At 72.2% G+C, this 12,754-nt stretch carries 12 protein-coding genes; 5 read left to right on the top strand and 7 right to left on the bottom strand.

Annotated features, from left to right (window positions below):
• Positions 1-7 precede the first annotated feature (7 nt).
• The gene (locus CP981_RS24725; RefSeq protein ID WP_085924711.1) at positions 8-829 is read right to left on the bottom strand and encodes a helix-turn-helix transcriptional regulator; all 822 of its coding nucleotides are present in this window, start codon (positions 827-829) and stop codon (positions 8-10) included.
• A 239-nt stretch (positions 830-1,068) separates the two neighbouring features.
• Here CP981_RS24725 and CP981_RS24720 point away from each other — a divergent pair, with 239 nt between their 5' ends.
• The gene (locus tag CP981_RS24720; RefSeq protein ID WP_085924792.1) at positions 1,069-1,806 is read left to right on the top strand and encodes an SDR family oxidoreductase; all 738 of its coding nucleotides are present in this window, start codon (positions 1,069-1,071) and stop codon (positions 1,804-1,806) included.
• 117 nt (positions 1,807-1,923) lie between these two features.
• Entirely contained in the window at positions 1,924-2,625 is a 702-nt protein-coding gene (locus CP981_RS24715; protein WP_085924793.1) for a TetR/AcrR family transcriptional regulator, read from the top strand.
• A 61-nt stretch (positions 2,626-2,686) separates the two neighbouring features.
• On the opposite strand, the gene CP981_RS24710 is transcribed toward CP981_RS24715, so the two are convergent.
• From CP981_RS24710 to CP981_RS24700, 3 genes are all read right to left on the bottom strand, one after another.
• Positions 2,687-3,775: an endonuclease/exonuclease/phosphatase family protein gene (locus CP981_RS24710; RefSeq protein WP_085924712.1), complete on the bottom strand. Its 1,089-nt coding sequence runs from the start codon at positions 3,773-3,775 to the stop codon at positions 2,687-2,689.
• 137 nt (positions 3,776-3,912) lie between these two features.
• The gene (locus CP981_RS24705; protein ID WP_085924713.1) at positions 3,913-5,790 is read right to left on the bottom strand and encodes an alkaline phosphatase family protein; all 1,878 of its coding nucleotides are present in this window, start codon (positions 5,788-5,790) and stop codon (positions 3,913-3,915) included.
• A gap of 197 nt (positions 5,791-5,987) precedes the next feature.
• The gene (locus CP981_RS24700; protein WP_085924714.1) at positions 5,988-6,542 is read right to left on the bottom strand and encodes a hypothetical protein; all 555 of its coding nucleotides are present in this window, start codon (positions 6,540-6,542) and stop codon (positions 5,988-5,990) included.
• Between the two features lie 245 nt (positions 6,543-6,787).
• Here CP981_RS24700 and CP981_RS24695 point away from each other — a divergent pair, with 245 nt between their 5' ends.
• Positions 6,788-8,125, top strand: a complete 1,338-nt coding sequence (locus tag CP981_RS24695) for a sensor histidine kinase (RefSeq protein WP_167536150.1) — start codon at positions 6,788-6,790, stop codon at positions 8,123-8,125.
• Positions 8,112-8,753 (top strand): response regulator, encoded by a 642-nt coding sequence (locus CP981_RS24690; RefSeq protein ID WP_085924715.1) that lies wholly within the window; start codon positions 8,112-8,114, stop codon positions 8,751-8,753. The genes CP981_RS24695 and CP981_RS24690 overlap by 14 nt, the downstream gene beginning before the upstream one ends.
• Positions 8,754-8,840: 87 nt before the next feature.
• On the opposite strand, the gene CP981_RS24685 is transcribed toward CP981_RS24690, so the two are convergent.
• Positions 8,841-9,413, bottom strand: coding sequence for a class I SAM-dependent methyltransferase (locus CP981_RS24685; RefSeq protein ID WP_208852977.1), 573 nt, complete (start codon positions 9,411-9,413; stop codon positions 8,841-8,843).
• 25 nt (positions 9,414-9,438) lie between these two features.
• On the opposite strand from CP981_RS24685, the gene CP981_RS24680 reads away from it, so the two are divergent.
• Positions 9,439-10,308 (top strand): AraC family transcriptional regulator, encoded by an 870-nt coding sequence (locus CP981_RS24680; RefSeq protein ID WP_280116798.1) that lies wholly within the window; start codon positions 9,439-9,441, stop codon positions 10,306-10,308.
• Positions 10,309-10,360: 52 nt separating this feature from the next.
• On the opposite strand, the gene CP981_RS24675 is transcribed toward CP981_RS24680, so the two are convergent.
• The gene (locus tag CP981_RS24675) at positions 10,361-11,566 is read right to left on the bottom strand and encodes a DUF2786 domain-containing protein (RefSeq protein WP_085924717.1); all 1,206 of its coding nucleotides are present in this window, start codon (positions 11,564-11,566) and stop codon (positions 10,361-10,363) included.
• Positions 11,567-11,695: 129 nt separating this feature from the next.
• Positions 11,696-12,652 carry a GNAT family N-acetyltransferase gene (locus CP981_RS24670; protein WP_085924718.1) on the bottom strand — a complete coding sequence of 319 codons (957 nt, stop codon included), beginning with the start codon at positions 12,650-12,652 and terminating at the stop codon, positions 11,696-11,698.
• Positions 12,653-12,754: the final 102 nt, after the last annotated feature.

Raw genomic sequence — 12,754 nt, 5'->3', positions numbered from 1 at the left:
CACGGTCTCAAGTCCCCGGTAGCGACTGCCCGGGTGCCGTCGCCGCATCCACGTAGACCACCAGTGTCTGGTCCGGTTGTTCGGCCAGGTGGAAGGCGGTGTAGGCGTATGCGACCGGGCCGTGTTGGGGGTGGTGCAGGCGTTTGTGGCCGCTGTGGCGGGGCTGGACCTCGTAGTGGGGCCACCAGGCGCGTGCTTCGGGGCTGTGGGTGGTCAGCTCGTCGATGAGGCGGGGGTAGCGCGGGTCGGCGGGGTGGCGTTCGGACTGGGTGCGGAGGCGGGCGAGCAGGGCGCGGGCTTCCGCTTCCCAGTCGAGCACGATGTCGCGGGCCACCGGTTCGAGGAACGTCCAGCGGAGGAAGTTGGGCGGGCGCTGTGCCGTGTGGTCGATGAGGCGGGGGAAGAGCGCTTCGGCCGCCTGGTTGTGGCTGAGGACGTCGTAGGTGCCGTCGATGAGGTACGCGGGGTGCGGCTGGAGCAGGAGCGGTACGGCCGCGGCCTCGGGGGTGAGTGGTTCGCGGTCGTCGGGTGCGTCCGCGGGAGCGTGGCCGGCCAGCTGGAGAAGGTGGGCGTGCTCGTGGCGGTCGAGCCGTAGTGCGGTGGCCAGGGCGGTCAGCACCTGTTCGGAGGCGCGGATCTCGCGTCCTTGCTCCAGGTACGTGTACCAGGTGGCGCTGATGCCGGCGAGCAGCGCCAACTCCTCCCGGCGCAGGCCCGGCGTGCGGCGACGGGCGGTCTGCGGCAGGCCGACCTCGGCCGGAGTGAGGCGTTCCCGGCGGCTGCGCAGGAACGCACTCAGCTGGTGGCGTCGGTCCGATGGCGGTGGCATAGCAGCCTCAGTTCCAGAATAAGTACGTTCTGGATACCAGGCTAAGGGTGGTGGAGAGTGGTGGGCGAGGGCGGGACGCCGAAAGGGCCGGACGCCGAAAGGCGGCGCGGCACGGCTCCGGCGGCTGGCCGGGGCGTGCGAGGGCCCGGCGGTCGGCCGGTGTGCGACGGCTACGACGCCCCCTCCAGGGACTCCCCCGCCGAGAAGGAAGGAAATTCCTCATGTCTGGAATCGCAGGAATTGCTGGAATTGAAGGAAAAGTGGTGGCTGTTACGGGAGCCGGCAGCGGTATCGGGGCGGCGACCGCGTTGTTGCTCGCCGAGCGGGGTGCGCGGCTGGTTCTCGGTGCGCGGCGGTCCGAGCGGCTGGCGGAGGTGGTGGAGCGGATCGAGCGGGCGGGTGGCGCGGCCGTGCAGCTCCGTACCGATGTGACCCGGCGGGAGGATCTTCATGCCCTGGTCGCGCTGGCCGGTGAGCGTTTCGGACGGCTCGATGTCCTGGTCAGCAATGCCGGGGTGGGCACGATCTCGCCGCTCGACGATCTGCGCGTCGAGGAGTGGGACCGGATGGTCGACGTCAATGTGAAGGGCGTGCTGCACGGCATCGCCGCCGCGCTGCCGGTCTTCCGCGCGCAGGGCAGCGGGCACTTCGTCACCATCGCCTCCACGGCGGCCTTTCGTGTCGTGCCCGCCATGGCGGTCTACGCCGGTACCAAGTTCGCGGTCCGGGCGATCTGCGAAGGGCTGCGTCAGGAGGCCGGCGACGCGCTGCGGGTGACCACCGTCTCGCCGGGGGTGACCGCTACCGACTTCGCCGAAGCGTCCAGCAACGGCCGGGTCCGGGCGGAGATCACGAAGATGCGGGACGACATCGCCATACCGCCCGACGCGATCGCCCGCGCCATCGCGTTCGCCATCGAGCAGCCCGCCACGGTCGATGTGAACGAGGTCGTCGTCCGGCCGGTCGCGCAGGGCTGACGGTCGGCCGAATTCCCGTACGGCGTGCGGTGTGTGGGAGGAGGGGTGATTGGATGGCGCCAGGAGTGAGGAGAGGTTGCCGTGCCCCGTACAGGCTCAGCCGGCCGTGGTGCCGGTGTGGATCCCGAGCGGCTCTGGTCGCAGGCCGAACGCCCGCGGCGGGGGCGGCCGCCCGCCCACAGCCGCGCCGCGATCACCACCGCGGCCATTGCCCTCGCCGATACCGAGGGGCTCGCCGCGGTCACCATGCGGGCGGTCGCGGCCCGGATCGGGGCCGGCACGATGTCGCTCTACAGCTACGTCCCCACCAAGGAGACGCTGCTGGAGCTGATGATCGACCAGGTGAGCGGCGAGCATGCGCTGCCGGCTGCGCCGTCCGGCAACTGGCGGGCCGACCTGCGGCAGTTCGCACAGGAGCAGCGCACGATCATGCGGCGCCATCCATGGCTCCCCGGGGCGCTCTCGGCCCGGCAGACGCTCGGCCCGAACGCGCTCGCCGCCCTGGAGTACGCCCTCGCCGTCCTCGCCCCCGTTGGGCTGGAGGCGCCGGCCCGGCTGGAGACGTTCAGCCTGCTCACCGGCTTCGTGGCCAGTCACGTTTCCTATGAACTCGCCCAGGAGCGGGCGGTCGAAGCCGGTGGGCCCGCCTCCGGCGAACTCCTGGACGCGCAGGACCGCTACCTCCGGTCCGTTGCCGCTGAGGGCCGCTATCCCCACCTCGCGCAGGCGTTGGCGGTGCCGGGTCAGGACTCGGCACCGCAGGCCGTGTTCGAACGCCTTCTCGACCGCATGATCGATGGGCTGACGGCTGGGGTGTGAGGGGTGGGGAGGTGCGGCCGTCCACCGCACTCGCCCTGGCCCCGACGGGCCGCGGGCCGTTTTACAGGTCGAGTTCGGCGACGACGGCAGCGTGGTCGGAAGCCTGGTTGCCGGGTCCGGTCACGGTGTCGAACGGGGTGCCGAACTCGAAGATCCCGCGCCGCTCCACCTCGACCGTGTCCACCTTGGCGAACAGCTGCGGCGAGAACATCAGGTAGTCGATCTTGTCGTTGTGGCTCGTGCACTTCCCGTGGGTGCCGGGCGGTCCCTCGTAACTGGCGTGGGTCATCGCGTCCTTCAGGCTGGTGGCCTCCAGGAACGTGAGCGGCGGGCTGCCCGGGGTGTCGTTGAGGTCCCCGGCGACCACGACATGGGCCGAGCGCTCGAGTGCGGCCCGGTAGAGCTGGGCGACGCGCTCGCCCTGGAGCTTGCGCTTGTCGGCGCCGCCGCCGAGCTTGCTCTTGAAGTGGTTCCCGAGGAGCCAGAGCGGTTCGCCATCGATGTCGATCTCGAATTCCGGGCAGTCGCGGCTGAAGATTTCCCGGGAATCCTTCTTGTCGAAGATGTGCGAGCGTATGGAGGTGATCGGGTGGCGGCTGAACAGCCCCACGTCGATGCCGCGAATGTCATTGCCGTCGATCAGCATGTTGAACGGATATGGTTCCGCGTCGAATTGGCCCGCCAGCACCTGTCGGTTGAAGCGGTGCAGGGTGAGCCGGTCCTCGACTTCGACCGTCAGCAGTATGTCGGCGTTCACTTCGGCGATCACCCTGGCGGTGTTCTTGACGGCGTCCCAGCTGAGGTCGCCCTTGGCCAGTTCGGCCCAGCCGACCCAGGCGGACCGTCCCGTGACCTCGGCCCTGACCTCGATGTTCCGGCCCTCGCCCTTGAGCAGCCGGGCTTGTCCGCGTGGCTCGTTCACCAGGATCGTCTGGGTGGAGATTTCCTGGGAGACATCGACGCTGTGCTTCTTGAGAAGCTCGATGATCTTTGTCTTGTCGTCGGCCGTATACGTGTGGTGATCGAGGATTTCGACGAGTTTTCTGAAGTCCTCCAGCACGGCGTTGTGCACCGGGTCGTTCCCGGCGCTGAACACGATGGGCCTCCGGAAGAGATTTTCGCAGTTGAAAGTGGCTATGCGGATACTCATGGCCCCTCCTCACACCTCCAATTCTCCGGCGGTGTGCCATGGCTGTCGAACGGAGCAGGGCCGCTCCCGAGGAGGGAGCGGCCCTGGGCATCAGGCGCGGAGCGGGCCCTCGCGGCGGTGGTCCGCCGACCCTGCGGTCAGTGCCCCGACCGCCCCGGCGTCCCTCCCTTCGCCTCTTCCTTCGTCTCTCCCGGACGGGGGCCGAAGGCGGTCAGGAAGCGGTCGCGGAAGGTGTCCATCCGCCAAACCGGGGTCTTCGGGCCGGGCTTCAGGCCGTTCTGCCAGTTCCAGCCGGAGATCCGGTCCAGCACGGCGGGGTCGTGGGCGACGAGGGCGACCGGCACGTCCCGGCTGGCGTTCTCGCCGGTGACGGTCGGGACGGGCTGGTGATCGCCGAGGAAGACGAGCACGGTGTTCTTGTTGCCGTACTTCTCCATGTACGAGATGAGGCTGTGCAGCGAGTACTGGATCGCGCGGCGGTACTCGTTCCGTACCTGTGCGGGGTCCTTCCACACCTCCTTGGGGTCCTTGCCCGCCTTCTTGATGGCGTCGTAGACGGAACCGTCGCCGAGTTCGTCCCAGCCGATCATCTTGGGGATGGGCGCCCAGGGGTTGTGGCTGGAGACGAGGATGATCTCCGACATCAGCGGCTTGTCGTGGCGCTTGCCGTGTTCCAGGCGTTCAAAGGCCGACAGGCTGTATTGGTCGGGCACCCGCGACCAGCTGAACTGCGGGCCCTTGTAGCCGAGATGGTGGGTGTCGTAGACGTGGTCGAGGCCGTAGAACTTGCCCTCCGGCCAGGAGCGGGTGACGCCCGGCATGATGCCGGCGGTGCGCCAGGCGCCGGAGCGCTTGAAGGCGTCGGTGAGAGGCATGCGGTCGCTGGAGGTGACGGTGCGGTAGCGCTGCTGATTCTTGATCCACAGGCCGGACATGAAGGTGGAGTGGGCCAGCCAGCTGCCGCCGCCCGCCGTCGGTGAGGTGAGCCAGGCGCTCCGGGAGGCGAATCCGGCCTTGCGCAGGCGCTTGGTCCCGTCCTTGAGCACCGCGTCGACCTGCGACGCCATCGCCGGGTCCGCGATCGCGCTGCGGCCGTAGCTCTCGATGAAGGTGAAGATGACGTCCTTGCCGCGCAGTCCGGTCAGCAGTTGGTCGGGCGGGGTGTCGCGGAAGGCGTCGACGTGCGCCTCCTTGGCGAACACCTGCTGGTCGGCCAGGCTCGCGCGCAGCCGCTCCGCGCTGTCCTGGACGAGGTCGGCGGTGTTGGCGGCGGCGACCGGGACACCGGCGAGCTGTACGCCGAGCGCCGCGCAGGTGATCCAGGCGGTTCCGAGGACGAGGGTGGTACGGGTCGCCACGGCGCTGTGCCGCACCAGGAGGCGGGTGAGCCGGACGACCGCCAGCGTCATGAGGACGAGCAGGGCGAGCACGAGGAGCACGACGCCGAGCACGGCACCGATCGCGCCCGCCTGACCTATCGAGTCCTTGAGGAAGGACTCGGCGTCGTCGAACAGGATCCAGTCGAGCACCGGGTCGAAGGGCCGGGCGAGCACCGAATAGAAGCCCATGTCCAGGCAGTTCAGGAGGGTCCGCAGGCCGAGGCCGACGCCGGCCACCACGGCCGCCACCCGCCGCGCCTTCGGCGGCAGGAGCAGTAGCAGGGCCGCACCGAAGATGCCCTCCACCGGGATGCGCAGGAACTCGCCGGGGGTGAGGCGGGTGAGCTGATTCGGCAGCAGGAGCGCGGAGAGCACCAGTACGGCGGCCAGCGCGGTGACGGTCCGTCCCACGGCCCGCGCCACGGCCGGATTCCGGTCCCGCCAGCCGCCGACCGCGTCGCCGCCGGTCGAGCCGCTGGTCTCGGACGCGGTGTCGGCAGCGGCCTCGTCGACAGCGCACTCGTCGACAGGGGCCCCGTCCGGCACCTGCTCCGGAGGGCCGTCCGGCGGCGGGGCCGCCGTCGTGGTTGCCTTCTTCGTGTTCGGCGGCTGGCTGAGGCGCGTGGAGTGCGGCAACCCGAAGGTCCTTCCGTGCGAGGCCGGTGGTGGCACGGCGGACCGGAACCGGGGATTCGGCCGCCGTTATCTGTACGGACGGCCGGCGGCTTCGGTTCAATCCTGATCCCTCATCGGGGTCCGCGAAGCGGATGTGCCCGGGTTGTCCCCGAGCACATCCGCTTCGCATTCGGCGCAGGAATATCGCGGGGCGCCCCTCAGACCGCGGCCGTCTGCTCGTCCTTCCCGGCCGGTTCCGCGGGCGAAAGGTGAATACGGCGGCGCTTGGCCACCAGCACCGCGGTGCGGGTGAGCACCATGGCAAGGGACATGAAGACAAAGGCATTGGAGTAGACGTCCGGACCGCTGAGCTCATTTTCGATGCTGAAGCGGATCAGGCCCTCGGCGAACCAGTGCTCGGCGCCATAGGCGAAAAGGACGCGGGCGCTGGAAAGGACAATCCAGACCAGGGCGTAGCCGAATCCGCCGATGGTGTAGATCTGCCCGTCGGCGCCGCGGTGGGCCGGGAGCAGGGCACCGGCGACCAGGCCGCAGATCACGCCCACGCCGACGCCGATGAGCTGGAAGGACGGGGCGTTCCCGGAGGTCGGGAAGGAGTGCACGAAGATCGCGATGATGACCGCGACCGCGAGCACGGAGCGCAGCATCCGCATATTGGTGACCCGGCGGCGGCCCAGGTCGGTCGCCAGGATGATGGTGAGAATGGAGACGCTGGCAATCAGCGCGATAACGAACTGACTCAGGTGGTTCATGGAAATCCGGGGCCTTTCCGCAATGCTGCGAGGTCTGTTGCTCCGGCGGTTTCTGCGCTGTCCGCCGGCCGCCGTCAACGACGTTATGGCGACGCCTTGTTATGGGGGTACGACCGGCCGGTGGATTCAGCTGTCCACCGGTCGGTGGACAGTGCGGCCGAGGCGGAAGCCGGGTGATAGGACTGGGGGCCGCGGTGGCACGATGGCGCCCGCGCCCCGGTGCGGGGCCGTTCGGATGCAGGGGGATGGACACGGTGACGCGTGAGGCGCGGCGCGCGCCCGACGCACGGGTGCGTTGGTTCGGGCTGTGGGACAGCTACTTCGTGATCTGCTATCTGGTCACCACGGGGCTGGTGTTCACCTCCGCCGTACCGCAGACCGGGCGGTTGATCGCCATCGGTGCGCTGACGCTGGTCGTGCCCTGGTACGCGGGGATCGGGCGGCCGTTGATGCTGCGTCATGAGCGGGACCGTCGGAACACGGTCTTCGCCGGCGGGCTCTTCGGGCTGTTCGGGCTCGCCACCGCGGTGGATCTGACGAGTGCGTTCGCGCTGTTCGCGCTGGTCCCGATGCTGATGATGAGCCTGGACACCCGGCCGGCCGTGGTGGCCGGTGTGGTCGGCAATCTCGTCCCCGTCACGATGCTGTGGCTCCGGGGCGGCGCCACCGCCCCGCTGATGCTGTTCGTGCTCCTGGCGTCGCTGCTCGGGATCGCCCTGTCCGTGCTCCTCGGGCTGTGGATCAAGCGGGTGGTACGGCAGAACAAGGAGCACGCCGAACTCATCGAGGAGCTGCGGCGGAACCGCGAGCAGGTGGCCCGGCTGTCGCACCAGGCCGGGATCTCCGCCGAGCGCGAGCGGCTCGCGCGGGAGATCCACGACACCCTGGCGCAGAGCCTGACCAGCATCATCAGCCTGGTGGAGGCCGCCGATGCGGAGGTGGAGGACGCCCCCGCCGTCGCCCGGAAACACCTCGCGCTGGTCGGACGGATGGCCAAGGAGAGCCTGGCGGAGGCCCGTTCCTTCGTCGCCGACCGGACGCCCGCTTCGCTGCGGGAGAGTTCGCTGGCGCAGGCGCTGCGGCGGCAGGCGGACGGGCTGGCCGCGCAGACCGGGCTCGTGGCGCAGTTCGCCGTCGAGGGCGACGAGCGGCCGCTGCCGATGGCGGTCAATGTCGTCCTGCTGCGGGCCGCGCAGGAGGCCGGCACCAATGTGCGCAAGCATGCCGAGGCCCGTGCGGTCGACCTGGTGCTGCGGTACGACGACGGGCGCGTCGGGCTCCACGTCACCGATGACGGCCGTGGGTTCGACGCGGCGGAGGCGAAGGCGGACGGCGGGGCGGCGGAGGACGGCCAGGACGGGCCCGGCGGCGGGGACGAGGACAGCGGGTTCGGGCTGCGGGGCATGGCGGCCCGGCTGGCGGAGATCGGTGGGGCGATGAGCGTGGTGAGCGCGCCGGGAGCGGGCACCGTCGTCGAGGTGACGGTGCCCTTGGACGGGGCGGCGGGACGGCCGGACGGGCCGTCGGCACCGCCGTCCGAAGTGGTGGAACGGCGGACGGAGGCGGCACATGAAGGGCGTTGAGGACCCGGCCGTGGTGCGGGTGCTGCTCGCGGACGATCATCCCGTCGTCCGCGAGGGCCTGTGCGCCATGCTCGAATCCGACCCGGCCATCGAGGTCGTGGGACAGGCGGGCTCCGGCGAGGAGGCCGTGACGCTGGCGGAGCGGCTGGTCCCAGACCTCGTGTTGCTGGATCTGCGGATGGGCGCGATGGACGGGGTCGCCGCCACCGGCCACATCCGGCGGCGGTCGCCGCGCACCAAGGTGGTCATCGTCACCACCTACGAGGACGACGCCGACATCCTGCGCGCCGTGGAGGCGGGCGCGGCCGGCTATCTCCTCAAGGGCAGTTCCCGGGCGGAGCTGATCGACGCGGTGCACGGTGCGGCGCGCGGGGCGACCGTGCTGACGCCTTCGCTTGCCCCGAAGCTGTTCCGGGCGCGGGCGGTGGAGGCGCCGCTGCTGTCCGGCCGGGAGTGCGAGGTGCTGCGGCTGGTGAGTCAGGGGCTGACCAATGGCGAGATCGGCCGGCAGCTGTTCATCGGGGAGGCGACGGTCAAGACCCATCTGCTGCGGGCGTTCAAGAAGTTGGAGGTGTCGGACCGGACCGCGGCCGTGATCACGGCCCTGGAGCGCGGGTTGCTGGGGTAGGGCCGGTCCGGCCCTGGTCGGTCGGACCGGCCCTGGCTCCGGCCCGTCCCGCCGCCCGCCGCCCGCCGCCCGCCGCCTGCCGCCCGCTCACGGACGGACGGCGCGGAAGCGGAAGTTGTCGTTACTGAGGCTGATGTCGGGGGTGGCGAAACCGGCGGCGCACAGCCGGTCCGGGAGGGTCCGGGGCGACACCGGGACATAGGTGTCCCAGAGGTGGATGAGGCGGAAGCCCCGGCCGGCCCGGCCGTCGCAGCCCGCGAAGACGCCGCCCGGCCGCAGCACCCGGAACGCCTCCGCGAAGAGCTGGTCCTGCTGCCGCGGCGACGGCACATGATGCAGCATCGTGAAGCAGAGGACCGCGTCGAAGCGGCCGTCCGGCAACGGCATCGCGCAGCCGTCGCCGTGCACGACCTCGACCCGGTCGCCGTACTCCGCACGCAGTCGCTCCGCCGCTCCCCCGTCGACTTCGAGGACGCTCAGTCGGCCGCCGGTCCGACGGGCCAGCACCCGGGTCGTGGCACCGTAACCGGGCCCGATCTCCAGGGTGTCAGCGCCGAGTTGGACGTCTTCGAGCGCCCAGGGCAGCAGATCCTTCTCCACCGCGCGAGCCCACATCCGGGAGTTGCACAACCACTGGTGATAGCGATTCATGGAGGTCATGCGGCGAGCGTAGGGAGCGGCCGCGGTGACCACCACGCGACAGGGGGACATGTTGTATCGCAGGACGGACAGCGGTGAACAGCCGGACGGGAGCGCGGGGTTGGGCAGGGTGGCGCAGCCGGCCGGGCGCGAGGCGGCGGACGGTCAGGTGGCGCCGCCGGGGCCGCCCGCGGGGGCGGCGGTCGTCGTCGGGAGCTTCACGATGGACCGGGGGCAGTGGTTCGCCCGCCATCGCCATGAGCACCACCAACTGGCCTGGGCGCGGCGGGGAGTTCTGGCCGTACGGGCCACCGGCAACACCTGGGTGCTGCCGCCGTCCGTAGCGCTGTGGATTCCCGCCGGAACCCCGCACGCCACCGGCGCCGCGGGCCAGGCGCTCTTCCGGAGCCTGTACTTCCTGCCGGACCGCTGCCCGGTCGGCTGGTCCGCGCCCACCGTCGTCGGCGTCTCACCGCTGCTGCGCGAGCTGATCTCGTATCTGTCGGACGGGACGCTGGACCCGGCGCCGCGCGAACGGGCCGAGGCCGTGGTCCTCGATCAGCTGCGGCCGGTGTCGGTGGCCACGGTGCAGGCGCCGATGCCGCGCGATCCCCGGGCGCGCCGGGTCGCGGAGGCGCTGCGCGCCGACCCGTCGGACGGGCGGACGCTGGCGGAGTGGGGCCCCCGGGTGGGCGCGAGCGGCCGGACGCTGGCGCGGGCGTTCGTGGCGGACACCGGTATGCCGTACGGGCAGTGGCGCACCCGGATCCGGCTCCAGGCGGCGATGCCGCTGCTGGCCGGGGGCGCGACGGTGGCGGCGGTGGCGGCGCGGGTGGGCTATGCCTCCCCGAGTGCCTTCGTCGCGGCCTTCCGGCGGGCGGTCGGGGTGCCGCCGGGCGCGTACTTCGCCCCGTGACGGCGGACGGCGCGGAGCGTGCCCGCTGCCGTGCCCGCCGTCGCCCGTGAGGTCACCCCTCCCCCAGCCTGGCCCGGTCGGCCGCCGCTCTGCCCTGGTGCCAGCCGTCGGCGTCGCGGACGCCGCGGAGGCGGACCGGGGCGGTGTCGGGGAAGAGGGCGCCGGTGGTCTCCTCGACGGCGAGGGCGCGGGCGGCGAGGACCGGGAGGAGGTCGGGGGCCGTGGGGGCGGACTCGGCGGTGGCGGCGGCCGTGGCGTCGGCGGTGGCCACCGCGAGCCGGTCGCGGATGCGGTCGGCGTAGGCGACGAGGAAGGTCTGGCGGAAGTCCCGGGTGCGGCGGGAGCGGCCGCGGGCGTGGACGGCGTCGCCCGCGCGGTTCATCGCGGCGGTGGCCTGGAGCAGCAGCGAGGTGTAGAGCATCTCGGCCGCCTCCAGGTCGGGTGCGAAGCCGATGAGGGTGGAGAAGCCGACGTCGGCGGCCCAGACGGCCTGGCAGCGGTTGGCGGCCGCGACCGCGTCGAGCAGCAGCGCCTTGGCCTGTTCGTAGGGGCCCTCGATGCCGATACGGACCGCTGACGGGCCGTCGGTCCGGCCGCCCGGGGAGCCGTCCGCGCGGTCGAGGAGCGCCTCGTCGATGCTGTGCCGGGCCATCAGCTCCTGTGCCTTGGCGGACAGCGCCTCGGCCTCCTCGGCGTAGTCGGTCGCCTCCGCCTTGGCGAGCAGACCGCGGATCCGCCCGAGGGCCCGTGCCGCGGCGTCACCGGCGGGCCCGCTCCTGGTGCCGGGCTGCGGCGGGGCCGGCAGCGGGGTGATCCGGGGCAGCCGGGCGAGGAGGCGCAGCGCGGCCAGCACGTCGTAGGCGGTCTCGAAGCGGGAGGCGCGGCGGCGGGTGGCCAGCGCGTCGAGGTAGCCGGTGTCGGCGGGCCACCAGACCTCGGCGCCGAGGTGCCGCAGCTGCTCGGCCCAGCGCGGGTCCGGAGCCGGGCGGGCGGCCGCCCGGGCCGCCTCGGCCGCGATGGCGTCCACGACCAGCGCCACGAGTGCGGTGTCAAAGGCCTCCCGCCGTACGATCCGTGCCAGGTCGGCGGGGTGCCAGCCGCCCGCCCAGCACTGCCGTACGCCCGCCACGGCGGCCTCGACCACCGCCGCGCTCACCGCCGCCCAGCCGGCCTCGGCCGCCGCCAGCATCGAGGCGCCCGCCTCGATGGCGTCCTCGGCCCGCTCGCCGTCCGGCGCGTAACGGACGCTGCCGAGCACCTGCCCGACCAGTTCACCGGCCGACGGCGACGGCCCGCCGCGCCCATTTCCTCCGCGCTCACTCACCCGTTCACTGTACGGAGGGCCCGTCGGCGCCCTGCCGGGAGGCGGGCGCGCCGGGCCCCGGCGTCAGAGCCGCACTTGGTAGTAGCCGAGATTCCGCTCCGCGCGGTAGCCGAGGGCGGCGTTGACCGCCCGCATCGGGGTGTTCTCGTCCGCGACCGTCGTCTCGATCTCTCGTACGCCCGGCCGCTGCGCGCGCAGGTACTCCAGCATCCGCAGCTTCACGGCCCGGCCGAGGCCACGGCCGCGGTGTGCGGGGACGACGACGGTGTCGTACTGCAGGGCCTGGACGGAGTCCGGGGTGGGCAGCACGAGTTCGGTGTAGCCGGCCACCGCACCGTCGGCCTCCGCGAGGACCGCCACGGTCAGCAGCACCCCGCCACGGTCCAGGACGACCCGGGCCGCGGCCCGTATCCGCTCGGCGTCCCAGGGGTCGTGCTGTTCGTCCAGGTCGCCGGACGGGGCGTCCTCCATGGCGTCATGGGCGCGGGCGTGGGCGGCGGCGTGGGCGTCCGGGACGACGCCGCTCCAGGCGGCGAAGCGGTAGCCGGCGGGCAGCGGGACGCCGGTGGCCGGGGTGGAGGCGGTCCGGACGTCCTGTACGTAGGCCACCATCGGCAGCGCGCACTCCGCGCCCCGGGCGACGGCGAACCGCTCGCCCGCACCGCCCCGCTCCACCAGGGTGCTCACCGAGGTACGCCCCTCGGCGGCGAGCCGGGTGCGCACCTTCTCCCACAGGGCCCGGCCCGCCCCGCGGCCGCGGCGGGCGGGGTGGACCGTCAGGGTGTCGAGGAAGGCGTTGCCGGCGTTCTCCTCGGTGTCGTGGAGGCGGAGCAGGGCGACGCCCGCGTAGCCGGTGGCGCCTTCGGGCGCGGGCAGCGTGACGGGGACGGCCCGGCTGCGCAGGGCGGGGATCCGCAGCCGGCCGGTCTCGGCGGCCCGTTCGAGGGCGGGGCCGTCCGGCCGGTCGTGGGCACGGGCGGCGGCGAGCACGGCGAACCAGGCGTCGGTGTCGATGTTCATACGCGGACCGTACGCAGCGACGATGCCCGGCGCGCCGTATTTTCGGCGCCGCCGGGCATCGGTCACATCGGGCGGAGACGGGTCGGGTCACCCGCGCGCCGA

Origin of the sequence: Streptomyces platensis, from assembly GCF_008704855.1 — a bacterium.
Classification (GTDB): domain Bacteria; phylum Actinomycetota; class Actinomycetes; order Streptomycetales; family Streptomycetaceae; genus Streptomyces; species Streptomyces platensis.
Note: the sequence above shows the minus strand (reverse complement) of the source record. Positions and strands in the feature narration are given on the sequence as shown.